Source organism: Mucilaginibacter sp. CSA2-8R (assembly GCF_038806765.1).
Classification (GTDB): Bacteria; Bacteroidota; Bacteroidia; order Sphingobacteriales; family Sphingobacteriaceae; genus Mucilaginibacter.
This window is the reverse complement of record NZ_CP152389.1, coordinates 4,211,088-4,234,968: the sequence shown is the minus strand read 5'-3', so window position 1 is coordinate 4,234,968 and position 23,881 is coordinate 4,211,088. Positions and strand designations below refer to the sequence as shown.

The following is a 23,881-nucleotide window of genomic DNA, read 5'->3' as shown; positions in this document are numbered from 1 at the left end:
TACCTATTTCTTATGAAAGATAAACCGGCGTTGTTTTGACACAAAAACAGGAGATAGTTCTTAGTTGAAACTGCTGATTATCAGTGATATATAAGAGTTGAGTGTAAACAACAAGAGGCGAATGAAAATGCGCCTCTTGTTGTTTGTTTTATGATAATTGATCGATGATCTTTAATAGCTTCAAATCCAGTTCGGATGGTTGTAATATGGCTTGATCTAAAGGTATATAAACAATTTGCTGGTTTTGAATGCCGGTCATCACCTGCGTTTTGCCAGCCTGCAAGCCTTCAACCGCTGCCACGCCAAACCTGCTGGCTAGTACCCGGTCGTTACAGCTTGGGTGACCGCCTCGTTGCATGTGGCCCAAAACCGATACGCGGGTATCATATTGTGGGAATTTCTCGCGCACTATCCGGCCAATTTCAAAAGCGCCGCCAATTTCTTGTCCCTCGGCAACAATTAATATTTTCGAGCTTTTTTGATGTCCGGGAGCCGATAGGCGTTCAATCAAATGCTCCAGGTTATTTTTTAATTCCGGAATCATTACCGCCTCGGCACCGGCAGCAATACCGGCATGCAGGGCAATCATGCCCGAGTCGCGGCCCATCACTTCGATAATAAACAGGCGGTCGTGCGATTCGGCCGTATCTCTAATCTGGTCAACCGATTTAACCACGGTATTTAAGGCAGTATCGTAACCAATTGTAAAATCTGTCCCTTTAAGGTCATTGTCAATAGTGGCAGGTATACCAATAACCGGTATTTCAAACATTTCGCTAAACTTGTTGGCACCTGTAAAGGTACCATCGCCACCTATGGCTACCAGGGCATCAATGCCAAAGCGTTTTAACTGACGATAAGCCTTTTGCTTGCCTTCGTCGGTGCGAAACTCTTCGCTACGGGCCGTTTTTAACACCGTGCCGCCCCTGTGCAAAATATTACCTACTGATTTCAGGTTCATGGGCTGAATGTCGCCATTAATCATGCCCTCGTAGCCTAACCTGATACCCGAAACTTCTAACTGGTAATAATGAGCAGTTCTGACTACTGCCCTGATGGCCGCGTTCATTCCCGGAGCATCGCCCCCCGAGGTATATACACCAATTTTACTTATCGTACTCATTATATAAATATACTCTTATAAAATCTGCAAAGTCTCAGCAACAGCAACGCAAAAATTGCTGTTGCACTAATAGCTAAGTATTATGCCGCTAAAGATAGATATTCTTAGTGTTGTGTAGACACTTACTTTGCAATATTTTGATACAGATAGCAGGGCAGCATGAAAATGCTTGCTGTATAACAACGCATGCCGACCATACGGGTAAATGAAGGATTGCTTGTTAATTTTTTATATTTGCGCCACACACAGAATACTATGGCCGAACTTGCACCCTGCCCCGAATGTAAATCAGCATATACTTATGAGATGGATGATCTACTGGTATGCCCTGAGTGTGGTTACGAGTGGAATCCGGACGATAGTTATCATGCTACCGGTTCATTAGTGGTAAAAGACAGTAACGGGAATATTTTATTAGATGGCGACAGCGTAATTGTGATTAAAAACCTGCCGGTTAAAGGCTCATCGCAAGATATCAAATCCGGAACCAAAGTGAAAAATATCCGGTTGGTTGAAGGTGATCACAATATTGATTGCAAAATTGACGGCTTTGGCGCCATGGCTCTTAAGTCCGAGTTTGTAAGGAAAGCTTGACTAAAATATCCGACAGCGGCGAATATCTGCATCGCTGAATACTGATAAAGAAAAATAATTGGGGTGATATAAGATAGCTTAATCTTGTGCGCTTCCAAGAACGTTATCTGCAATTTGCTGGGCAGTAATAACCTAATTAGGGGATGGACGCCTGCATTATGGAACTTGCTGGCACCGGATAGTAAAAGCGGTATGTCAATTACGGATAGTTTGGGCAGGGGCGTGGCTTACAGCCGGCCAACCACCTGGTATCTTTACGATTTATGGAAAGATAATTCTTAAAATGATATCCGTAATTCTAAATATAACATTCGCCGTACTTTTTATTACAATAACACCGCTACTTCATTCTTTGGCAAACAGGTTGAAAAGCGTACCACGCAAGAAGATACCATGCGTAATGTGTACCCTTACCTGCGCAAAGTAGAAGGTAAGCCTTTTAACGGCGACCCAACCAGCGGCGGTACCGGTAAAGACTTTATGATTTACCGTTTAGCCGAAACCTATTTATTACGTGCCGAAGCATACTTAGGCCAGGGTAACTTAGCCAACGCCGCTGCTGATATTAATGCCGTTAGAACACGCTCTAATGCAAAACCTATTTCGGCCAGTGACGTAAACATCGATTATATTTTAGATGAGCGTGCCCGCGAACTGATTACTGAAGAGCGCCGCCGCATGACACTGAGCAGATTAGGTAAGCTGGTTGAACGTACCAAGAAATACCAGACCCGGACTGATGTAAAAGCCACGATACAAAGTTTTCATGAGCTTTATCCAATTCCGCAATCGGCAATTGATGCTAACTTTGGTGCCAAACTGGATCAAAATCCGGGTTACTAATATATTATCCTGATGTTTAAAAAAAGTATTTTATCCGTTGTGCTGTTATCATTGGGCTGGTGCCACGTACAGGCACAAACCCAATGGAAAAAGGTAAGCGAAACCCTGGTGTTTGAGCAACCGCCTTTCAAAAACTGCCATGCGTCAACCCTTGTACAAACACAAAAAGGCGACCTGCTACTGGCCTGCTTTGGCGGCTCGCAGGAGGGTAAAAATGATGTAGTAATTTGGAGTGGCAAAATTGGAACTGATGGTAAAGTAAATCCAACAACTATTGCCGATGGTAAAACCACCAGAGCCGAACAGTATCCCTGTTGGAACCCTGTTTTTTTAAGGCAGAAGCACAATCAGTTAGTATTGTTTTACAAGGTAGGACCCAATCCGCGCGAGTGGTGGGGAATGTATAAAACCTCGGATAATAACGGTTTAACCTGGTCGGCATCAACGCGCCTGCCCGACGGTATATTAGGTCCTATCAAAAATAAGCCTGTCATCCTGAGCAACGGTAATATCCTTTGCCCATCGAGCATCGAGTTGCCTAACGGCCATTGGAAAGTACAGATGGAATTAGCCGACCGCAATTTAAAAAACTGGAAAGCTGTATCCGTTGATACAAGTTCGAAGTTTGATGTGATACAGCCCAGCGTTTTGTTTCATGGTAAAAATAAGTTGCAGATACTTTGCCGCAGTAAACAAGGTACGGTGGTGCAGTCGTGGTCGGGCGATAATGGCAAAACCTGGTCGCCGCTGTCAAAAACCACACTGTTAAATCCTAACTCCGGTACGGATGCAGTTACGCTGAAGGATGGTAGCTTCCTGATTGTTTATAACCCGGATGTACCGGGCAAAGACTGGTTTAACGGACGTTCTAAGCTGCGGGTGGCTGCTTCTAAAGATGGTAAGGCGTGGGAGGATGTAGTAGTGCTCGAAAATGGTACCAGGGAGGAGTTTAGCTACCCGGCTATTATTCAAACGGCTGATGGCCTGGTGCATATCACGTACACGTACGACAGGAAAAATATTAAGCACGTGGTGATTGAGCCCGATAAAAAATGAGTTGTTGTTTAGTTAATTGATAGTTTGTGGTAGGCCGGGGTGGAGTTTCCCCGGCCTTTTTTGTGATATATACTCGCGGAGAATACGCAAAAGCAATGGCCGGTAAACGCCGGATATACGAATGTTATTGATTGTTCAATTCCAGTATAAATATTTGTAAATACGCGTTACCGTTACTATGCTTAGTATAGCGGTTATAAGCCAGCAAATCTCCCTTATTGCTCCAGATTACACTACCTACGGCTTTATCATCGGCGTAATGAAAGGTGGCCTGCTCTGCCTGGCCGGTTTTAATATTAATGAGCCACACGTTGTTGTCGGATAAACAGGCGATGTGCTTACCATCCGGCGAAATATTGAATGGCCCCGATACACCTGCCTGTAGTTTGCTGAATTGATGAGGCTGCCCACCTTGCGGCGAAACACCAAAAACCTGTACCACTTTATTGTCATCGTGCGACAGAAAGGCTATTAGCGTGCCCTCTGCATTTGACCTTAACCAATGCCTTGGGCCGCAAACGCCGTGTTGTGTATAAGTTAAGCGCCGCTGATTTACAGATTGAGGGACTAACGGTGGTGAGGTAAGGCTACCAGCAGTTTGCAGCAATTCATCATGAGAAAACTGTTCGGGCAAATCGGCAATGTAAACCTCTTTCTTTTCATTTCCCGATTTATCATACAGGCAGCCCTGAAAGGCAATAGCTTTATGTTGGCGATTGCCATTTATGGTTTTGTAGCCATTGTTACCTATCCAGCATTCGTCTACCGCAGCAAAAATTTCATCAGTATTGGGCTGTGCATTGGCATTAATTTCTGAAATCAGCACCGAGAACATGCTACCCGAAAAATTTTCGGAGTCGTTAGGCAGGGTAACTTTAACCGGGTAATCGGGGATCATGATTCCAACCGACCGGTTAAACTTTAGATCAGGCTGCTGGTTGCTCAATTCATCCAATAAATAATCGTTGTAAGTATAACTTATCCAACGGCCGTTGGCGCTCCATTGGTGTGCGTGGGTACCTCCCCTTAACGCACCCGGAACCAGCGGCTCTGCAATATTACGGGCATCCAGATTTTCGGCCGCATTTAGCCGCGAAACATCTACTTTAATGCCTGTTCGGCGGTTAAATGCATAGGGCTGCTGCTGGTTGCAATTGAGCAATCCCCTCAAAAATATGATGCTTTTGTGCTTTGGCGAAAAACTTGCAGCACCTGCGCCTGGGCCGTATTTAGTTTGGTAAGGTACTTGATACACCAAAGTTTCCTCGCCGGTTTGTACGTTAACCATTTCTACCGAGCCGGTGGTCTGAATTTGAGCGTCGTCGTTACGGGTATCGTAAACAATCAGGGTATCATCATCGCAAAACACTTGTGTATTATGCAAGCAATGGCCTTTGGGTGATGAGGTGAGCTGCCGCTCGTGGATCAACATAGGTTTTAAGATAGATATTAAGGTGAAAGTAATACAGTGACCTATAGCTGTATGGCTTAAGCTGTAATATATTATATGATGCAGGTTGCTAAAAATATATGCTGTGCTGATACCAGACTTATCGTTTTTTATCCATCTATTATACGTTATTATCCAAATATCATCGCTGTACTCTTAGGTTTTTCACTTGTTTGTGTTGTAAATTATTTTTAAAAACTGATTTATAGTGATTTGGAAAATATTCTTATTTATAATTGGGCTTGGGCAGAACCACATACAGCTAATCAGGCATTTGCAGATATTATCATGGTTAGGTAACTTAAACTTCTCAATAAACCAAACAGACCATATTATTTGCCGAAAACTTAGGTTATGAAGCCGCATTTTTATAAGATTACCAATAATGACCAAAGCTCACTGAGTGCTAATCTGCGGGTACAGCCAAATTTTGGCCGGCTATGGCATTACCATCCGGAGCTTGAGCTGCATTACATCATTAAAGGGCAGGGGGTACGTTTTATTGGCGATAGTATCAGCAACTTTCAGGACGATGAACTGGTTTTATTAGGACAGAACTTGCCGCATACCTGGCGGTGCAATGATAGCAAAACCCTGGGTATACGTGAGGATAGCACGGCAGCCATTGTAATACAGTTTTTGCCTGATTTTTTAGGTAAAGAGTTTTTTTCAATCCCGGAGGCGCTGCAAATACGCTTGCTGTTCGAGAAAGCCAAACGTGGTTTATTAGTTACCGGAAAGACTAAAGCAATAGTTCATGAAAAAATGTTGAAGGCGGTTGAAGAAAGCGGCATGTACCGCATTTTAACACTGCTCGAAATTTTGCACATTCTTTCGCAAAGTTTCGAACTGAACTACATTGCTGCCTCTTCCAATTTTCACCGGTCTAACGAGGCCGAATCTGTACGGCTGAACAAGATTTATGCCCATACGATGGGCCATTTTAAACGGCCTTTGCCGCTCGAAGAAATGGCCGAGGTAGCCAGTTTAAGCGTTACCTCTTTTTGCCGGTATTTTAAAATGATGACCAATAAGTCGTTCCATGATTTTTTGATGGAAATCAGGATCAGCAACGCCTGCCGCCTGCTGGTTGAGGATAACCTGTCTATCAATGCCATTTGTTACGATTGCGGTTTCGGCAATGTCTCCAACTTTTACCGCTACTTTGTTCGTATCAAAAACACCACACCCGCCGAGTTTAAAAAGCAATATCTGGAGCGGAAGTTGACCGATGTTTAAAAATAATTTACTAACGCGCCCATGAGCACAGCAGCTTAACTATGAGTATCGTAAGCAGTGCCTTTGTAAACAGAACCTTTTTATAGCTGTTTCCTGTTAACTCAGCCTTTCCTGCATCAACTGGCTCATCTAAAGAAAAATTACGCAGCGGCTGATATAAATTAGCTTAATTGAATGCTAATATTATTAGTGTTTTGCTATCTTTATTTATTGTTTTAGATGACTGAGCAAATGATTGATTCATTGTTTTATAATCCGTTTATGAAAGTTGATGAGGTTGCACTTCGTAAACTAATTGTTATGCAAAAGCCCCATGTAGTTGTTCAGCGTTTTCAGTGGCCGGGGCAAACTATGCAAAAAGCATTTTTAATGTCTGCTTATGAGCATGAACACGATGCTCTTTTACATGGGCAGGAATTAAAACCAACCGAAGGTAAAGTCCTTAATTTGCTAAACAGTACGCAATACCAAAATATGGTTAAGCTGCTGCAAATTAACTCAGGTAACCGCTTGTTTTTTGCAGGTACTATAGACACAAAACACGAAAGAAAACTGCAGAAGGCTTATGTAAATGGTGTGTCAGCTTATATTTATAATATCCGGATGAAAAAGCAAGGCAGTTACCACGTACGTATATATGTTGAATATGGGCGTGTTAAAGCCGACATTACTTCCGGTGCTCAGAGCCACACCGCTCTTTTTTATGACATGATTAAATAGAATTTATGTGCAGAGATATTAGCTTTCATTCGGATATTGAAATGGTCATCAGGGATTTTGAGGGCATAAAACTGGCTCCCGGCCTGGCAAATCAGTTTACAGATATGGTACATGTAACCTGCGAGGCCATGCCTGCACACCCCATTGTAGTTAACCGCCAGATGCTGGCCTTAGCAAATATGAGTTGGGGTGTGGTGCCTACTTTTGTAACCGACCTGCGTGAACGGCAGGTACAACGACGAAATTACGTCAACGCACGGTCTGAACGGGTTATTGAAGATAAAACATCATATTGGCATAAGCTCCGCAATAATCGCTGCCTTATCCCGGCAACGGGCATCTTTGAGCATCGTAAAGTAAAAGGCTTTAAAAATAAAATTCCGTATCACGTTAGTATTGCCGGCCGCGAGCAATTTTATATCCCGGCACTGTACCAGGTGAGTAAAGAAATTGATCCGCAAACAGGCGAGGCTTATAATTTTGCTTCATTTACTATGCTAACGCGCGAGGCCAATCAAAAAATGATGTGGATACATAATGATGGCGAGCATAAACATCGGATGCCGCTCTTTTTAACTAAAGAGATGGAGCAAGCTTGGGTGTTGGATGACTTAGGAGACGATGATATGGATGAGATTTTCCATTACTGTATTCCATCCAACGATTTAGTGCATTACCCGGTCTTTTCAATCCGTGGCTCAAAAGCACAACCCGATGGAAAAGGCAAAGATGCCCCACACGATTGGGGAGGAAAATTGCCCGAATACGGTGCTGACGATTCGACGTTGGAGCAAAGCAGTTTATTTTGAGCTATTAATCGTCACCCTTGTCGATCATTGAATGTAGAGCGACTGCATTAAACGGTAAAGACGATGTGAGTCGGCAATTGATCTGTAACCTATGGGGTTTTACCGAAGGTAAAAAATCCGCTTTAAAAATAATACACCGCTTTTTTGATTTGCATTTTACAATGATTAGGCTGTTGATTTAGATGGCGATAACCATTGCTTGCTAATGACTTTTAATAAAATCACTCAAATAACTGCACTCGTTGCCCGCCTGCTTGTAAAACGCGGTTGATTTGTACTGCTGCATTTCTTTGTAATAGCTGTTGGTTTTGAGTGAGGCTAAATACGCTTCGCGCTGCTTTTCGTAATCGTCGTAATTGTTCAGGTAAGATGGTGCCTCATGCTGTTTTTGTTCGCATTTTGCGGCCATAAAGGTACACCGGGCCTTCAGTTCCGGGTCAGTGCTTAACTCCCGAGCCTTTAAATAGTATTGTTTGGCGCGGTTGGTTTCAATGTAATCAGCGTCAAAGTAATACATCGGTTTTCGGCCAAAATCCGTAGACGACCATTGGTAGCTAATCAATCCCCAAGAGTTACCATAGGTAGAGGTATTGTACAAGGCATTCGCCATCTGATAGCAAACGCCTGCATTTTGGGGAGCTGCTTTTAATTGAGCTTCTAAAGCAGCCATTTTTTGGGCGAAGGTGAGTTTGGTGTAGCGCTTGCCAGTAAGAGATTTAGGATAGTCGTTGATGCCTGCATAAAAAGGGTCGCCCTGGTAGCTGGGGCCATCGTCATAATAACTTTCGCCATTGTAATTGGCATTTCTTTCTTTATTGCTTTTTATACGTTGAAAGGCCAGGGCCGCTTCTGAGTAGTGATGTTCACGCAGTTCGATAGTGCCTAACAAATCATAAAGCTTATCACTATCAACAGATTTTAAATCAGCACTCAAAAACGACAGGTAGCGATCAGTTTGCGGCTGTTGTTTCCATTTGATGATTTGCTGCAGGTGATTAGAATGCACAAAGTTAAACCAAAAGTCAGGTAGTTTTTCGTCAAGGTAACCGCCTTGATTGGATGCATAGCCATTATTGCTTTTTAACAAAGCTAAAGCAGCTTTAGCCGTGTCGCCCTGCCGCAGGTAAGCGGGTGCCAGCACATAGATATAAAAGTTACGCGCGGTTATGCCAAAATGGTTATCATCATCAGGCGATGTCACATAATAGTCTTGTTTAGGTTTTAAACCAGCCTCCATTTTGCTTTGCAGCCATTGTAATGATGGTAAAAGCGCAGCTTCATCAACCGCTTTTATCTGTTTGAGGCGCTGCGCCGATAGCAGCAAATTGATAATCTGTTTCTGGTCAGTTAATTTGGGCCCGAGCGTAGTATTTTGTAGCCCGTTCAGGGTTTTAAGTCCGTCGTCTGGCCGGTTTTGCATAAAATACAGGTAGGCATTAATTACCTTACCTATTTGCGGATCTGGATATTTGGCATCGTTGCTTAGGTCGATGCAAAAACTGCGTAGTTTCTCTATATGCTCATTGTACTTGTTTTTAACACTGTCGGGCAGGTTTACAAAAAAACTGCCCTGCGGTAGGGTTTGCCCCATAGGCAACTGTTGTTTGTTATGACGCAAAGCATACCAGCCAATGCTAGCAACACCTGCTATCATTAAAATACCGGCAGCAATATTGCCGGGACGCTTATCCGTGCTTTTTTTCAGGGTATAAATTAACAGGGTAGCGCCTCCAGCCAGTACAGTAATTCCCAAAATCAAAGGCCATTTGGCTGTAGGCGCGGTCGGTGTTAGTTTTTCTATAGATTTATTAGCCGAGCTGCTGTAAAACTGGTCGTTATTGTTGGCCAGTTTGGGAGTCAAATAATTCTGCTCCAGTTTATTTACTTCCCTAACCAGCAAGGTGCCCACCATAGGCGACTCAGGCGCATATTCATATACTCGTTTTAGGTCATCAACCTCAATTTCTGTGTTAGCAAAGCCTTTAATAGCATATAGATTGGCTTTTTCTCGGGGTGTTTGTGCCAGCTTAAGCACCTCGTTTAGCGGTGGGTTAATATAATGGTAATTGCGATAAGCCTGTATCCTGCGTTCGGGATACTCAACAAATACTTTAGCGAAAAGATAAGCTGCCCTTATAGTATCGCCTAAGCGGCGCTGTTCGCCGGCTTTAAGCGATAACGCCCAGCCCTTTATGTGGCTTTGCGAAGGGATTTTAACAAGGTAATCGTCGTAAATTTTATTCGCTTCCTCAAAGTTCTCGGCGTAATGATTTAATTTTTGAGCCTGGTAAAGATAACGGAGCTTTAAAAAGCTGTCACTTTCGTTGTTGGCAGCTTGCAGCGCTTCATTGGCCTGCGCTTTTAGTGTTGCAGTATCTAAAGGAGCGGGGCTCCAGGCGTCGCCCCCAGCTGTGCCCATTTGCTCCGCCTGTAGCGCAAACTGGTAATATTTTCGGGCGGCAAAATGGGAGGTGTCTTTTAATGTGTTCAGAAATGTATTGTTAGCAAGGCTGTCTGGCAGGGAGCTACTCTGTGCAAGAAAGCGGATATTACGTTGTTTTCCAGCGCTGTCAACTTCATACATCACTTCATCAACATCAGCAGTTTTTACAGATTTACCCAGGTACTGTGCCCACTCTGTAGCATTAATGGCGGCCTCGCTTGCCGGCTCGTCGTTGGTATAGGTAAACCGATAATCAGTAAAATAAAACGCGTTATAGTCTTTTTTGCCCTCAACGTCCGGATGAAAAAAGGAAGTGTAGTAGTCGTAAGGGTCAGGTTCGTCGGCACAAGCCATAATTACGGCAATGCCAATCACTAAAAAGCCTGCCAGGCTAACGGAATAAATAAGCAGTTTCTTCCAGTGTTTCATAGGTGTAATTTTTCAGCGTAGATTCATCCAGGTGAAAGTAAATTAAATTTAGCGTATCAGTAGCCACATACTTACTGATATAGCGGGCAGTTGATTTTAATTGTGCCGGCGGTACGTTTTCCCACCTTACTTCGTCGCCTTGTTTAAGGCCAAGTGCCGGTAAATCTTTCAACAAAGTATACAGGTGGTTGTCTGCAGCTGTAAATAGCTGCTTATTATTTAGGCTATCCGCATTAAGCCTTTTAGCTATACCCATATATTGGTGCTGCCTGAACACTACTGCCCAGCAAAAAAGCGGCAGGCCAACATCAACCGGCATAGAGTAACCGCTAAGGTTGGCGCCCATGTACTTTTCAAGTTCTTGCTGGTCTAAAATGGAGTTTTGCGGCCCGTATTTTCGCAAATTACCCATGTTGTAACACATCAGCATCACACGGTTAACCGGCGGTATACCGCTGCTTTGCTGGTTTTTAAGCTGATGTAGACGGAGGGTAGCTGATAGCTGCTTACCTTTTAAAGCCTGGTTGGACTTAATGCAGTTGAGCAGGTAAAAGTAGTTGCTGCGCGTGCTGCGTGTCCAGTCGCAATCAATCTGAAGCTCGCTATAAAAGGCTTTGCCCGATTGTTTAACTTTACCATTGACGTAACCTGCAATTTTTGATGCGAGCTGATTTAGCTGTGTCTGTGTTTGATTTTTGAGAACATTATTTACAATAAATACTACCGGCACTACTTGTACCAAAGCAGGAATTGCCGATTTAAACCTGATAGGCGACACCGGTACCGGACCGGTATCACCGTTGTTTACATCCATGATACGTACATACATCCGCTTGCAATGAAGCGAATCCATATACTGCTGCTCAACTGCATTATTATCGTAAACGGTTTTCCAGTAATAAAACGCCGTATTTACCGTGCGTGGCTTGCGGCAAGAGGTCAGTAAACTTAATACCAATAAATATGCAGACAGCCGGGTAAGCTTCATACTTTTAGCTGCTTATGCACCTGAGCTATTTTATAGCGTTGATGCCGCCAATTAATGCACGGTTGATGTAATCGTACAAACGGAAAGACAAGTCTTCATACCGGGCATTATCTTCTGGTTTTTCAAAACCTAAATCGTTCCACGATCCCATACCTCCAAATACGTGGGCGGTCATCGCTGCATAAACCAGTTGAAGGTCTTCGGCTTCATAGCCTTCTTTACTAATTTGTTGGTTCAGCCATTCATCTGCGGGTGCCTTACCCTGTAAAACCTGCAAGGCTTTATCAAAGATGATTGCCCAATTGCTTAGTTTTTGCTGTTCGGCAAATAGTTTAATGTTGTTTAACACGCCCTGTAAACCTTTGCGAATCTCGTTGGTATCGGGCCTAAAGTTGATGGTTTCTGTTTGATGAACGGTACGGCCGTAATTAACAGACCAAAGATTCTGCGCCGGGTCATCAGGACGTGTAACCTGCCACCGTGCCGCCCAAAAATCTGAATAAGATGGGTATATAGCCTCGATAAGCCAGTTACCGCCGCCGCCAACAAAGCCCGCCATTTTATGGTCGGGCGTGCCGCCGTTATTTCCTTCAGTGGGATGATAATAAGCTTTTAATTCTCGGCAGCTTTCCTGTTTAAGCAACTTAAACCATTCGTTAGGATTGCCGGCTACCAACTTTTCAGTAGTGGTGCCATCGGGGTGTGATGCCAGATGCATAAAATCAACTGTGTTACAAAATTTAAACACCGTGTTGGCCGGATAATAGTTGTCAGTTAACTGGTTGGTTTTTAAATATTGATTGCCAAAGGTTATAAGCGATAAGAGCTGGCTGGTGATTCCGTTCATAAATCAGACTAATGTGTAGAATGCTAACAAGTGCAATGAGTACGGCAAATGAAGCCTTTTTTTACAATAATAATTATTGACGCAGCATCAGCATTTATATATCGTAAGTTTTTCATTTAATATCAACCAAAAGGTTCAACAAGCAAAGATGCAATTGCAAAATTATAAGGTGTTATTTTGATAAATAAGTTCAGCTACAATGCTGCAGAGTTTTTCGTTATCAAAGGGTTTGTCAATAATTCGGTCGGCACCGTAATGGCCTAAAGAATCTAATACGCGCCCATACCCTGATAAGATGATTACAGGGATATGCGATGTACGGTCATCGCGTTTAATCTGGCTGCAATACTCGCCACCGTTAATGCCTGTTAAAATATAATCGGTAATAATTAACTGCGGCTGTAGGTCCATTACTGTAGTAATGATGTTGCCCGTTTCAGTAATAGCTGTAACCCGGTACCCTTCTTCAGATAAAATGGTGTTGAGCACATCACTAATACCTGCATCATCTTCTATGATTAACACATGTTTTTCTGTCATATTTTTATCTCGGCCCGTCTTGTCAGGTGGTATTTTTACAGCAGCAGCGGTTGCAATAACCATGCTGAAATTGGTTTAATAATAATGAACGCTCCATCCTTTCTGTTTGCTTCACAACCAGAATAATGGGGTTTAACTAGTTTTGCAACATAGTCACAATGACGTTAAACTATTTTGAGATAGGCTTTGTTTTAATAACAAAATTGAAGTAACAATTTTGTTATTAAAACCGTTATAGGCCTCATGCAAACAAGACTGGAGCTTTATCAAAAGGTAACTCCGCTGGCTAAGTTAGGGATTTGGGAGTATCAGTTTGCTACTGGCGAAACTTACTGGAATGCCATTATGTGGGATATTTATGAGATGTCGCCGCAACAAGCTCCTCCGCATGAGCACCTTGCTACGTTGTACCGCGACCACATTCAATTTAACCAGTTAATAAGTGAAACCATTGGAACTTTGCAGCCTCGAACAGGCGAATTTCATATCACTACATCTTTAGGCAATTTAAAATGGGTGCGGCTCCGTATCAACGCTACAGTTAATCCATCGGGGTATCTAACTCTTTACGGAACTTTAGAGGACATTACCGCAACCAAGTTGTTGGAAGAAGAGCGCGAGAATAATTTGCAGTTATTGAATGAGCAAAACAGCAGGCTCAGTAATTTTGCTCATATCGTGTCTCATAATTTGCGTACACATACCGGAAACATCAAAATGCTGGCCGAACTTATTCCTTTGGAAGAAGACGAGCAGGAAAAAAGCAACATGCAGGATTTAGTGTTCCGTCAGGCAGTCTATCTGTTAGAAACGCTGGATCAGTTAAGTGAAGTGGTAGATGTGAATAGCAATTCTTTTAACAAAATTGAATACCTGAACTTACATCGTGCTGTACAAAGCGTATTGCAGATGCTTGAACAAACAATTACACAGCAAAGGGTAACCGTTTCCTTAAAAATTGATGAGGCTATCCAGATTAAACATAAGGCGGCTTATTTAGAAAGTATCATTACCAATTTAATTACCAACGCTGTTAAATACCGGAGTTTGGAAAGACCATGTAAAATTGATATCAAAGCAACCAATGGCACAGACGAAGTGGTATTAGAAGTTAAAGACAATGGTATAGGCATTGACTTATCAAAGCATGGCAGGCAGTTGTTTGGACTTTACAACACTTTTCATGGTAATTCTGATGCCCATGGAATAGGCTTGCATTTGGTTAAATCACAGGTAGAGGCTTTGGGCGGACAAATTAGCGTAGAAAGTAAACCGGGAGAAGGATCGATATTCAGCGTAGTTTTTAGTCACTAAAACGAGTGAGCGCTACTCATTATAACTCTATTATAAAAGTTGCTAACTAATTTTTGTTACCGAACAGTTAGATAACTTATGATGACAGGACTGCTCTTTTCCTGACAGTCTTCAATAATTTTCTGATGCGAAATATCCGTTGTTTGCAGGCAGCTATAGTGAGCCATGGTATGTCATTAATGTACACCTTGAGTTGATGACACAGGCACTCCTCATCATATTAGTCCACCCACATCCAACTTTCATTATTTTTATTTAAAATAATTCTAAATAGTATTTGTAAATTATTGGTCAATTTATAGTTTTGCCATAGAATTAGACTCAATCTAAATAATGATGGCAAAATTTTATACAATTCTTTATCTTTTTTTAATATCAACTTTCTGTGGTCAGGCAGCAAAGGCAGACGATGACCTGAGAAACGGCTTTATTAAAGGCCACATACAAACCAATGATGGTAAGCCTGCTGCTTATGTAAGCGTAGGTTTAATAAATACCAGCAAAGGCACCATCACTGATGAGCAAGGTGATTACAGGCTCAATAATATTAAGCCCGGCATCTACACCCTCCGTATTTCGCATGTAGGCATGCCGGCCGAAGAACAACAGGTAACGGTTAAGGATGGCCAGATGGCAGAAGTTAACGTAGTACTCCGCGAAAGTGCTTCACAACTCAATGAGGTAGTTGTTGCAGGTGCAAGTCGTCAAAACAGGCCCATAAATGTTGGCAAATCGGGTTTGCGGCTGATGGACATTCCGCAAGCCGTGCAGATTATTGATACAACGGTAATTGCCGATTTACAGATTAACCGGTTGACGGATGTAATTAGAAACGTAAATGGCATTGCCTTAGGCGAAAACCGGGGCTCAACTAATGAAACTTTTAATGCCCGTGGTTATAGTTTAGGCGCTAACAATGTATTTAAAAATGGGGCTCGTACATCATTAGGCGGTTCGCTGGAAGCCAGTACTTTAGAAGCCGTTGAAGTGCTTAAAGGTAGCGCGGCACTGCTGTATGGCGGCGTAACCGGTGGCGCTGTAGTTAACCTGGTTACTAAAAAGCCCAAATTTAACTGGGGTGGTGAGGTAAGTATGAGGGCAGGCAGTTACAGTTTTTATAAGCCTATTGTTGATGTTTATGGCCCCATCAGCAAAAATGTTGCGTTTAGAGTTATTGGTACAACCGAAAATTCTGACAGCTTTCGTGATGTTGTTAAAACCAGCCGCGTGTATGTTAACCCATCTTTGCTTTTTAAGTTAGGGCAGCGTACCGACCTCTTACTGCAGGGCGACTACCTGAAAAGTAATTATACGCCCGATTTTGGTATAGGTACCGTATTTGGCGGTCAAATTCCTGACATAGGCCGTAATGCTTTCCTTAATGTCTCATGGGCCTACAATCATACTAAGACTGCTACTGCTCAAGCCAATCTAACACATCGTTTCAATGATGTTTGGAAACTCAACGTTATCGGCGCTTACCAGTCTTATTTCCGTAATTACTTTGGAGCCGAGCGTCCACAGGGGGCAACTACTAATGGGGTAACCAGCAGTATTTCTCCGCGTGCCCTTACCCGGTCGCAAAATCAGGAGTATACTTACAACCAGCAGCTAAATTTAACTGGCGGCGCGCAAACCGGTTTTATCAAACACACCTTCTTATTTGGTGCAGATGCAGATCAGTCACGAACTACATCTTACGGGTTTAAATATGGTACGGCGGCTAATGCGCCAACTACGGCAAACGCTGCACCGATCAATATTCTGGATCCATCAACTTATGCCACCAGCATGGACATTCCGTTTACCCGTATTTATCAAAATACGTTTACGCCAATTTACCGTATGGGGGCATTTGCACAAGATTTAATTGAACTGACAGACAAATTTAAAGTGTTGGCAGGTATACGCTACACCTGGCAAAAACAACCCAGGGCCAGCACATTTAATGAAGATACCCAGACAACGACCTTAGCCAGTAACGGGATTGGAAAGGCCAAGATTGATAAAGCATTTTCGCCTAAAATCGGTCTGATCTACCAACCGCTCACTACCACTTCAATCTACGCCAGTTATGCCAATAACTTTACCTCTAATACCGGAGTCGACGTTTTTGGTGCGCCGCTTGCGCCATCTATCATAGACCAGTATGAAGTGGGCGTTAAAAACGATCTGCTGAACGGGCGTTTGACAGTGAACGTGACGGCCTACCGGATCATCAACAATCGCTTCGCTCAAACGGCTCAATTCCAGGCAAACGGCACCACACCAAACTCGGATACCAACGTTAAAGAGTTTAGCGGCAAAACGGCCAGTGATGGGGTAGAGGTAGATATTACAGGACGTTTGTCCAGCAGTCTTTATTTCCTCGGGGGATACGCATACAACTTCATCCGTTATACATCTACGCTGCCTACCGGTATAACCGAAGGCGAGCGTATTGTGGGTAGTGTGCCCCGTACGGCAAATGGAACGGTATTTTACACTTTTAACCATGGCACCGTAAAAGGGTTAAAGTTGGGCCTATCGGGTTTTTATACCGGCGCCCGAAACAGTGGTTTTAATACATTAAAAACCGGTGCTTCGCGGGGTGTACCTGTACAATTAAATGGTTATACAACTTTTGATGTGTCAGCAGGGTACGTATTTAAAAGAAAGTTATCATTGTTGGCCAAGCTATCTAATATTACCAATGAGCTAAACTACCTTGTGCACGAAAATTACAGCGTAAACCCAATCCCGCCGCGTATGGTATCTGCTACCTTATCTTACAAATTTTAATTTAAACCATTTGAATAACGCCGGGCCCTGTTAAGCGCCCGGCTTTTTTTATGAACTTCGCTTTATGAGAACATCCCTCATTATACTTTATTGTTTGCTTACCACCTATACGTATGCCCAGGTGCTGCGCAAGCGTACTACGCTGTTGATGGGAGGCCGGTTTGATGTTACTATTGTTGCCCATGACTCGCTCAGCGCAGAACAAAATATTGATACATGCATCAAAGAGATCAGCCGGATTGAGGCGCTGATTTCTGATTGGAAACCTCAATCGCAGGTGTCGCAGGTTAATCAAAATGCAGGTATTATGCCGGTAAAAGTTGACCGCGAGGTTTTTGAGCTTACCCGCCGTGCCATCCGGCTCTCGGAAGAAACGGGAGGCGCTTTTGATATCAGCTTTGCAGCGATGGAAAAGATATGGAAATTTGATGGCTCCATGACCGCTATGCCATCACCCCAAGCTGTCAAACAATCAATTACAAAAGTTGGTTACCAAAATATTGTGCTTGATAGCGCAAACAGCACCATCTATTTAAAGCTTAAGGGGATGAAAATAGGCTTCGGTGCTTTGGGAGAAGGCTACGCAGGAGATCGTTGCCGTGAAAAAATGTTGCGTAAAGGCGTCAAGGCCGGTATCATTGATGCCTCCGGCGATTTGACAGCTTGGGGCAGGCAGCCCAACGGAAGCCACTGGAACATCGGTATTACAAATCCTTTTAAACCGGATACCATTTTTACGGTAGTACCTCTTCGGCAAAGCGCCATGGTTACTTCCGGAAGTTACCAAAAGTTTGTAATACTGCAGGGCAGGCGTTACGCGCATATCATTAATCCAAAAACAGGCTACCCGGCTACCGGTCTGATTAGTGTTAGTATAACTGGGCCCAGTGCCGAAAGGGCTAATGGTTTCAGCACCTCTATGATGGTGTTAGGTGAGCACAAAGCTTTAGCCTTCATTCGCCATTATCCGGCATACCATTATATTATTATAACCGACGATCATAGGATATTGGCTTCACCTGATTTTAAACTGAATAGAAGCAGGCTTTAGTAACAATCCATAAGCAACTGACCGCGCGACTGATACCAGCTGAGTTGATGCGGCGTATGGGCATCGCAGATAAATTCGAGCAGCCCAAGCACATCCTTTTGCATAGCCAGCGAACCGCAAAGCATCAGGTAACCGCCTTGGGTAAGCGTTTCGGCAACAAGGCTGCCGTCTGCTGCCAAAAGATCACTTACATATTGTTTGTCTCCTTCACGTGATAATGCAAGATTGGTTTGGGTCAGCTTACCTTCGGCAGTTTGGTTTTTCAAAAAGCCTTCATAAGGCTCAAAAGAAAGCCGTTCCCTAAATCCACAATATAAATGGATAGCAGCCATGCCGCTATTTTGACTAATCATCCCTAAAAATGGTGCGATGCCTGTACCGTTAGCTACCATAATTACAGTTTGCGCTTTGCGCGGAAAATGAAAATGCGGGTTATTTACGATGCGCGCCTGCAACAAATCGTTTGGCTTTAGCGCCTGCAAAAATGATGATCCTAAACCGTTGGGATGCAGACGTACACTTAACTGAATTTCATTATCTATCATCCCAATCGAATACAGGCGTTCGCGGTAATCGCTTGCCGGGTATACGGCCAACAAATCACCCGAAACAGGCCGCTGACGACGTGGTACTGCCAAGCGTAGCAAAAAGGTATGGCCAGGCTCCTGAATTGTAGTATTTGATGTAACCTCAAATTCCTTGAGGTTGGTAGGGGCCATGCTCAAATCAGCCGGCAGTGTCAGCGGGATACCGCTCTGCTGTGACCACGCTTCAGCCCATAAGGCCAAGTCGGCCGGAGATTTGTCGTTAACGGTATGGATATCAACCAAAGGTGTTGCCCAGGTTGTTTGCTGGAGCAATTGGCTTATTTCGAAAGCAAATTTGCAAAAATCAGGATAGGCCCTGGAGCCGAAGCCTACCACCGAATAGTGTAAAGGCAAGGTATTTGGCGGTGTATTAGCAAGTAGTTTGGTAAACCCGGAGGCATTGGATGGCGCTTCTCCTTGTCCGTAACTGGCTGCCATGATAATGAGATGCCGTGCTTGAGGAAAGTTAGCGTAGTGGTTGAGTTCGGTTACGTAGGCTTTATGTTCTTGTTGCAGTAATTGTTGGTATACGGCAGCGGCAAACCTGAATGTACTGCCATTTTCGGAGCCTACCAGTATGATGATTTCGCTATCGGTAGCCTTAAATTTATTCCTGATTTTGCCTGATTTGCGCCTTAAAGTAATCACAAATCCCGACCAGATAAAGAACAGAATATTTACAGCGGCAACGGCCAGCACCAAAGCCCATATGATGCTGGCCCGGCCGGTATGCAGTGTGAGGCTCAAATCAGCCCAAATATTTGCTTGTCTGTATTTGATTTCGCTTAGAATGTCTCCTGTAAATTGATTCACAACCAATTCTCGGTCCTTCAATTTTAGCGTATAATAATCTTCCGGAAATTCAGAAAACGGGAATTGTATGCTCCTAACATCAGCCAAGGATGTATGGATGAAAATGGGGAAATCGGCCACTTTGCGTTGCGGATCGGTTTTCATGTGGTCAATGTCTACCTGATGCTGTATTTTTTGTACCGGAAAGAATTGAAAACGAAACAAAGACAGATATGTGCCGCTCAGGGCTATAATGAGAATAGGGATAAGCGACAAGCGGCCTAAAACCACATGACCGTATTGCGCTAAGTTCTCCTTCACAATGCGGTCAAAAAAATGCTTTACTCCGCGTTGCCTCCGTATAACCAGCACTGTACCCGAAAGGGCAATCAGTAAAAGAAGAAAAGCGGCTAAACCCACAAATGCCCGGCCAACCTCGTGCATAAATAACGATCGGTGCAGGCCGGTTACCCACTGAAAAAACTCATTTTGTTTGGGTGGCGTACCTAATGCCTGTCCGGTGCGCACGTTAACACACGACCATAGTTTTTTGCCGGCCGCGTCTGTCCCTTTCATTGTAACCAACCCGTTAATGCTTACATCTACATCAGTGATGCCGGGATACTTACTCTTTAACGTGGTTACGGCCTGGGCAATACTAACCTGCTCCAGGTTTTGAGTGCGGTAACTGCTTTGCAGTTGATTAATGGGCTCAATGGCTAAAATTAGCCCGGTAACTGCAGCCAGCGCTATAAATAAAAAAGAAGATACAGCCAGGGCTAGGTGGCTGTATCTCCAGATAGAAATAGTCATACGTGTGATAAAACTTAGTTGGCGCTAAACCTAACGTAGCGTATAAAGCCGGTACCGTCATTTTTGGCAGCCAGGGTTTCGGTAGTCAGCGGCACCTCCAAATCTTTAACATAATAGTTTTTGTCTTCTACCGCGCTTTCAAAACGTAGCTTGTAACCGGCATTTATTTTAGCATTATCCAGTTCAATAACGTTTACGCTGCGGTCGCCGCCGGTTACCGAAGCTCCCGTAATAGCACTAAGATTAGTCTTTTTTTTAACGTAAAACTTATGCCATTCTTTAAGGGTTTTGTACCATTTTTTGTCTGACCCAAGTATATACAGCGTCTTTTCATAAGCCCCCTTCGCATCAATCAGCGAGATAACCAGGTATGCGCCATCGCCCATATAATTAGTCATTTGGATGAGGCATTTATATTTAGTAGCGCTTTGCGCTTGTGTTGCAGCTGGTTTGAATAAGGTTAATACCACCAAAAGCGCGGCTATTTTATATAATTTAGACATGTTGTTATTTAAGAAAGTTAACAGAAATGTTGTTTTTAGTTAAAGACTCATTTTCGGCCGCCAAGTCAAATGCTGTTTCTTTAAAGTTGGTTTGAGCTTCTTTTTGGGCACCTACAGATATTAAGTATTTCATCATGGCATCGTCTTTAGATATCATTGCTGCCCGGTGCAATGCAGTCAGTCCTTCTTTGTTTTTGGCATTAATGTCTATCCCTAAAGGTTGCAGGTGCTTAACCAATGATAGATCGTTTTTGGCAACTGCCAAGTGATAAAGCGTATTGCCGTTTTGCTGCGGTGTGGTTACTTTAAAGCCTTTGTCTTGTAAAACTTTAAGTTTTGCATCAAAATCTGCAGTTGGGCTGTTTCCGGCTCCACCCATGCCGCGGCCTCCACGGCTGCTGTAAGACTGTATTAGGTAAAAAGCCAGGTTATTGCCGTCACGATCAACTGCGTTTATCGAAGCTCCATGGCTGATCAGGTAAGCTACTACATCAGCCGAGTTACTGCGAACAGCCATAGCTAATGCCGTAATGCCCTTAGGATTAGCTTGATTAATGCTTTTTATCTTCGGTAACAACATAGCCAGTATCGCTGTATCGCGATTTGCCGAAGCTGCATCAATTAATACCGTATTGCCATCCTCATCAGGTTGATTTACATCAACGCCTTTGGCCAAAAAGTGTTGAATAATTTCTGCCTGACCAGGTTTGCGTACCAAGTAGTGCAATACATTGTTGCCATTTTTACTGCTGGCAGTAGGTTTTACACCAAGGCTTTCAATAAACTCATAAACGGCCAGGTTAGCGCCGCCACCGTTACCAGCTGGTCCGCGACGGCCTCCCTGCGCAGCCATAATTAAAGCATAAGGGCTTACCGGAATCCCTTTTTGCTGCAGTGTTTTCATCAGTTCAATGTTACCGCTTTTGGCTGCATAAGCAAATGCGTTGTTACCTTCGGCGTCAGTGCTTTTCAAGTCCAATCCTTTAGAAATAAAGTAATTAGTTAGCACTAAGTCCTTATCATTGGGTATAGCCAGTAACAGTGCATTAGCACCATCACCACTTACATTGGTTTTCAGGTTATCGCCGTGTGCTAAAAAGTCATCATAAATTTTTGTGTTTTGTTGTCCGCTACCGGCTGCAGCCAGTAAAGGTGTAGCGCCATGGGTATCCATAATATTTACTTTGGCACCTTTGCTCAACAGGTAATCAATTACTTCAATATTACCACGCTGGGCGGCCCAGTGCAGGTAGGTCCTGCCATCGTGTGTGAGTTTAGAAATGCTGTTGCCTGGTTGTTCCATTAAAAATTTAATGGTTTCGGCAGGGGCCTGCGCATTAATAGCCATCACCACCGGGTCCATTTCAATGGCGTTAGATTGACTTGGGCTATTACCCTTGGCTATCTCTGCCTTAACTGCATTTACATCAGGCTGCGTTTGCCAGAACGATGAGCCAAGCAACGTGTTTTGCTGTTGCGCTGCTGCAGATAGTGTAATTGTACAGAATAAGGCCGTAAGTATTTTCTTCATGCTGATAAAGTTGAACTGGTGCGAATTTAATAAGATTAAGTCTAAATAAAAACATAGTTTATAATCTTAAAATTATAAGGTACCAAACTTGATGATTCTATTTAAAAATTTTAGAGATGACTTTTTAAAGGTGATAGCCTAAAAACTATCGTTTCTGTAAAAAGCGTGCTATGGTTTTTGCAATTAATGATGAAACCTTTTTGCACACTGCCTAAGTATATCTGTTTATTAAATCACTTAACGCCGCCTTGATTTATGAAAATATTTAAAGCTTACATCAGCATACTAATTCAAATAAACCGGACTTAGGTTTAGTTAAATGTTGCTTCAAATCAACAATGACACGGTTGAAAGATAATACCATAAAAACAGTAAAAAGTAGCATAAACCAGAGCAAAGCCCAATTACATTTGAAATAATGCAGGAAGGTTATTGCATCTATAACACATTAGTATTGATAGTTTAGTAAATAGCCTATCTTGTGATTATAGATTAACATCAGTGCGATTTTAAAGATGATAGATTACCTGAAATTCAAATCGCCATATTACATGAGGTTGTTTACGGTTATCTTTTTATTCTGCTGTTGTAAAACGATGAATGGGCAAAACACAGATTATTTATGTGAGCAGGCGTTAACACAGCTTAAGCAAGCAGTTATAAACGGAGAAACGTTTTTTATAAAAGTTCATGCTGCCGAAAACCTGATTCGGCATCAGCAAACGGGTGGGTTAGAGTCCGAATTTTTAAAACTTAAAACTGCCTCTCCCGACAATGTAATTGGTTCAACCAGGGTTTTGGCCCGGTTAAGTAAATTAAAGCCGGCTCAATATCAACAATACATAAGCCAGCTATTGCAGCAGTTTGAGCATGGGCCGTCAGCTAAAATACAGCTTACGGCACTCGAGAGTTTAGGTAAGCTTGGTTATTACCAGCCACTGGCTATGATTAAATCTTACGCCGATACCGGAACCAACGGTTTTAAAGGGATGGCCCGATGGATATTGGCCAACAGCGGCAAAATACATGATGAAGACCGGTTATCGGAACTACTGTTGTCAGATCAGGAAATAGATTACCGCTATGCAGCTTATGCGCTCAGGTTTAAAACTAAAATAAATGCGCTGACCATAAACAGGCTGAAAACATGCTTGCAAAACCTCAATCCTAATGACGCTGCACGAGTTTATGTTGCCAGTTGCCTGTTTGTGCATAACCGGGAAGCTGATAAAGAACAAGGCAAACCTATATTGCTCAGTTATTTAAAAGGAGAAGTTGGGCAGCGCTATGAATTGGCCGAAGCATTAGGCTTGGGTGGCAACCAGCAAGACCTGCCTTTGCTAATGCAGTTAATGGCCGACGAAAATACCGACGTCAGAGTGGCTGCATCCAATGCAATCCTAAATATTAAAAATTGTAAAATTTAAT

20 protein-coding genes are annotated in these 23,881 nt (G+C 43.1%); 11 read left to right on the top strand and 9 right to left on the bottom strand.

Translation table 11 applies throughout. The features are described from left to right. Nucleotides 1–148: 148 nt before the first annotated feature. Entirely contained in the window at nucleotides 149–1,123 is a 975-nt protein-coding gene (gene pfkA / locus AAGR14_RS17930; protein ID WP_342645618.1) for a 6-phosphofructokinase, read from the bottom strand. 255 nt (nucleotides 1,124–1,378) lie between these two features. On the opposite strand from pfkA, the gene AAGR14_RS17925 reads away from it, so the two are divergent. The 4 genes from AAGR14_RS17925 to AAGR14_RS17910 all read left to right on the top strand — a co-directional run bounded on the left by AAGR14_RS17925 (nucleotide 1,379) and on the right by AAGR14_RS17910 (nucleotide 3,616). Beyond that, nucleotides 1,379–1,717 (top strand): zinc ribbon domain-containing protein YjdM, encoded by a 339-nt coding sequence (locus tag AAGR14_RS17925; RefSeq protein ID WP_342645617.1) that lies wholly within the window; start codon nucleotides 1,379–1,381, stop codon nucleotides 1,715–1,717. 114 nt (nucleotides 1,718–1,831) lie between these two features. After that, nucleotides 1,832–1,999, top strand: a complete 168-nt coding sequence (locus AAGR14_RS17920; protein ID WP_342645616.1) for a hypothetical protein — start codon at nucleotides 1,832–1,834, stop codon at nucleotides 1,997–1,999. A gap of 6 nt (nucleotides 2,000–2,005) precedes the next feature. Then, on the top strand, nucleotides 2,006–2,560 hold the full coding sequence (locus AAGR14_RS17915) for a RagB/SusD family nutrient uptake outer membrane protein (RefSeq protein ID WP_342648704.1): 555 nt from the start codon (nucleotides 2,006–2,008) through the stop codon (nucleotides 2,558–2,560). Between the two features lie 12 nt (nucleotides 2,561–2,572). Beyond that, complete coding sequence (locus tag AAGR14_RS17910; protein WP_342645615.1) at nucleotides 2,573–3,616, top strand: sialidase family protein; 1,044 nt, start codon at nucleotides 2,573–2,575, stop codon at nucleotides 3,614–3,616. A gap of 124 nt (nucleotides 3,617–3,740) precedes the next feature. Here the strand turns inward: AAGR14_RS17910 and AAGR14_RS17905 are convergent, their stop codons facing one another. After that, nucleotides 3,741–5,048, bottom strand: coding sequence for a DUF3748 domain-containing protein (locus AAGR14_RS17905; RefSeq protein ID WP_342645614.1), 1,308 nt, complete (start codon nucleotides 5,046–5,048; stop codon nucleotides 3,741–3,743). Between the two features lie 372 nt (nucleotides 5,049–5,420). Between AAGR14_RS17905 and AAGR14_RS17900 the strand changes: the two genes are divergently transcribed. The 3 genes from AAGR14_RS17900 to AAGR14_RS17890 all read left to right on the top strand — a co-directional run bounded on the left by AAGR14_RS17900 (nucleotide 5,421) and on the right by AAGR14_RS17890 (nucleotide 7,834). After that, complete coding sequence (locus tag AAGR14_RS17900; RefSeq protein ID WP_342645613.1) at nucleotides 5,421–6,305, top strand: AraC family transcriptional regulator; 885 nt, start codon at nucleotides 5,421–5,423, stop codon at nucleotides 6,303–6,305. A 300-nt stretch (nucleotides 6,306–6,605) separates the two neighbouring features. After that, nucleotides 6,606–7,025: a hypothetical protein gene (locus AAGR14_RS17895; RefSeq protein ID WP_342645612.1), complete on the top strand. Its 420-nt coding sequence runs from the start codon at nucleotides 6,606–6,608 to the stop codon at nucleotides 7,023–7,025. A gap of 5 nt (nucleotides 7,026–7,030) precedes the next feature. After that, a complete protein-coding gene (locus tag AAGR14_RS17890) occupies nucleotides 7,031–7,834 on the top strand; it encodes an SOS response-associated peptidase family protein (RefSeq protein ID WP_342645611.1) in 804 nt (267 codons plus the stop codon). A 202-nt stretch (nucleotides 7,835–8,036) separates the two neighbouring features. On the opposite strand, the gene AAGR14_RS17885 is transcribed toward AAGR14_RS17890, so the two are convergent. The 4 genes from AAGR14_RS17885 to AAGR14_RS17870 all read right to left on the bottom strand — a co-directional run bounded on the left by AAGR14_RS17885 (nucleotide 8,037) and on the right by AAGR14_RS17870 (nucleotide 13,144). Further along, nucleotides 8,037–10,706, bottom strand: coding sequence for a hypothetical protein (locus AAGR14_RS17885; protein WP_342645610.1), 2,670 nt, complete (start codon nucleotides 10,704–10,706; stop codon nucleotides 8,037–8,039). Beyond that, nucleotides 10,669–11,694, bottom strand: a complete 1,026-nt coding sequence (locus AAGR14_RS17880; RefSeq protein ID WP_342645609.1) for a hypothetical protein — start codon at nucleotides 11,692–11,694, stop codon at nucleotides 10,669–10,671. Before AAGR14_RS17880 ends, AAGR14_RS17885 begins: the two co-directional genes overlap by 38 nt. Before the next feature lie 25 nt (nucleotides 11,695–11,719). Then, a complete protein-coding gene (locus tag AAGR14_RS17875) occupies nucleotides 11,720–12,541 on the bottom strand; it encodes a hypothetical protein (RefSeq protein ID WP_342645608.1) in 822 nt (273 codons plus the stop codon). Between the two features lie 162 nt (nucleotides 12,542–12,703). Continuing rightward, complete coding sequence (locus AAGR14_RS17870) at nucleotides 12,704–13,144, bottom strand: response regulator (RefSeq protein WP_342645607.1); 441 nt, start codon at nucleotides 13,142–13,144, stop codon at nucleotides 12,704–12,706. A gap of 180 nt (nucleotides 13,145–13,324) precedes the next feature. Here AAGR14_RS17870 and AAGR14_RS17865 point away from each other — a divergent pair, with 180 nt between their 5' ends. The 3 genes from AAGR14_RS17865 (at nucleotide 13,325) to AAGR14_RS17855 (ending at nucleotide 18,227) form a co-directional block, all read left to right on the top strand. Next, complete coding sequence (locus tag AAGR14_RS17865; protein WP_342645606.1) at nucleotides 13,325–14,395, top strand: HAMP domain-containing sensor histidine kinase; 1,071 nt, start codon at nucleotides 13,325–13,327, stop codon at nucleotides 14,393–14,395. Nucleotides 14,396–14,728: 333 nt separating this feature from the next. After that, nucleotides 14,729–17,176, top strand: coding sequence for a TonB-dependent receptor (locus tag AAGR14_RS17860; RefSeq protein ID WP_342645605.1), 2,448 nt, complete (start codon nucleotides 14,729–14,731; stop codon nucleotides 17,174–17,176). A 64-nt stretch (nucleotides 17,177–17,240) separates the two neighbouring features. Continuing rightward, entirely contained in the window at nucleotides 17,241–18,227 is a 987-nt protein-coding gene (locus tag AAGR14_RS17855) for an FAD:protein FMN transferase (RefSeq protein ID WP_342645604.1), read from the top strand. On the opposite strand, the gene AAGR14_RS17850 is transcribed toward AAGR14_RS17855, so the two are convergent. From AAGR14_RS17850 to AAGR14_RS17840, 3 genes are read right to left on the bottom strand one after another with little or no spacing between them, the layout of a single operon-like run. Next, nucleotides 18,224–20,419, bottom strand: coding sequence for a PepSY domain-containing protein (locus AAGR14_RS17850; RefSeq protein ID WP_342645603.1), 2,196 nt, complete (start codon nucleotides 20,417–20,419; stop codon nucleotides 18,224–18,226). The genes AAGR14_RS17855 and AAGR14_RS17850 overlap by 4 nt on opposite strands. 14 nt (nucleotides 20,420–20,433) lie before the next feature. Then, nucleotides 20,434–20,922 carry a DUF2271 domain-containing protein gene (locus AAGR14_RS17845; protein WP_342645602.1) on the bottom strand — a complete coding sequence of 163 codons (489 nt, stop codon included), beginning with the start codon at nucleotides 20,920–20,922 and terminating at the stop codon, nucleotides 20,434–20,436. A gap of 4 nt (nucleotides 20,923–20,926) precedes the next feature. After that, complete coding sequence (locus AAGR14_RS17840) at nucleotides 20,927–22,453, bottom strand: ankyrin repeat domain-containing protein (RefSeq protein WP_342645601.1); 1,527 nt, start codon at nucleotides 22,451–22,453, stop codon at nucleotides 20,927–20,929. A 596-nt stretch (nucleotides 22,454–23,049) separates the two neighbouring features. On the opposite strand from AAGR14_RS17840, the gene AAGR14_RS17835 reads away from it, so the two are divergent. Beyond that, the gene (locus AAGR14_RS17835; protein ID WP_342645600.1) at nucleotides 23,050–23,880 is read left to right on the top strand and encodes a HEAT repeat domain-containing protein; all 831 of its coding nucleotides are present in this window, start codon (nucleotides 23,050–23,052) and stop codon (nucleotides 23,878–23,880) included. The last annotated feature ends 1 nt before the right edge of the window (nucleotide 23,881 follow it).

Bases quoted from the DNA above. Each gene is read 5' to 3' on its own strand.
- AAGR14_RS17850 (WP_342645603.1), bottom strand. From the start codon at position 20,419: ATGACTATTTCTATCTGGAGATACAGCCACCTAGCCCTGGCTGTATCT.
- AAGR14_RS17845 (WP_342645602.1), bottom strand. From the start codon at position 20,922: ATGTCTAAATTATATAAAATAGCCGCGCTTTTGGTGGTATTAACCTTA.
- AAGR14_RS17890 (WP_342645611.1), top strand. From the start codon at position 7,031: ATGTGCAGAGATATTAGCTTTCATTCGGATATTGAAATGGTCATCAGG.
- AAGR14_RS17840 (WP_342645601.1), bottom strand. From the start codon at position 22,453: ATGAAGAAAATACTTACGGCCTTATTCTGTACAATTACACTATCTGCA.
- AAGR14_RS17895 (WP_342645612.1), top strand. From the start codon at position 6,606: ATGCAAAAGCCCCATGTAGTTGTTCAGCGTTTTCAGTGGCCGGGGCAA.
- AAGR14_RS17910 (WP_342645615.1), top strand. From the start codon at position 2,573: ATGTTTAAAAAAAGTATTTTATCCGTTGTGCTGTTATCATTGGGCTGG.
- AAGR14_RS17900 (WP_342645613.1), top strand. From the start codon at position 5,421: ATGAAGCCGCATTTTTATAAGATTACCAATAATGACCAAAGCTCACTG.
- AAGR14_RS17870 (WP_342645607.1), bottom strand. From the start codon at position 13,144: ATGGTTATTGCAACCGCTGCTGCTGTAAAAATACCACCTGACAAGACG.
- AAGR14_RS17865 (WP_342645606.1), top strand. From the start codon at position 13,325: ATGCAAACAAGACTGGAGCTTTATCAAAAGGTAACTCCGCTGGCTAAG.
- AAGR14_RS17880 (WP_342645609.1), bottom strand. From the start codon at position 11,694: ATGAAGCTTACCCGGCTGTCTGCATATTTATTGGTATTAAGTTTACTG.
- AAGR14_RS17925 (WP_342645617.1), top strand. From the start codon at position 1,379: ATGGCCGAACTTGCACCCTGCCCCGAATGTAAATCAGCATATACTTAT.
- AAGR14_RS17905 (WP_342645614.1), bottom strand. From the start codon at position 5,048: ATGTTGATCCACGAGCGGCAGCTCACCTCATCACCCAAAGGCCATTGC.
- AAGR14_RS17875 (WP_342645608.1), bottom strand. From the start codon at position 12,541: ATGAACGGAATCACCAGCCAGCTCTTATCGCTTATAACCTTTGGCAAT.
- AAGR14_RS17835 (WP_342645600.1), top strand. From the start codon at position 23,050: ATGAATGGGCAAAACACAGATTATTTATGTGAGCAGGCGTTAACACAG.
- AAGR14_RS17855 (WP_342645604.1), top strand. From the start codon at position 17,241: ATGAGAACATCCCTCATTATACTTTATTGTTTGCTTACCACCTATACG.
- pfkA (WP_342645618.1), bottom strand. From the start codon at position 1,123: ATGAGTACGATAAGTAAAATTGGTGTATATACCTCGGGGGGCGATGCT.
- AAGR14_RS17885 (WP_342645610.1), bottom strand. From the start codon at position 10,706: ATGAAACACTGGAAGAAACTGCTTATTTATTCCGTTAGCCTGGCAGGC.
- AAGR14_RS17860 (WP_342645605.1), top strand. From the start codon at position 14,729: ATGATGGCAAAATTTTATACAATTCTTTATCTTTTTTTAATATCAACT.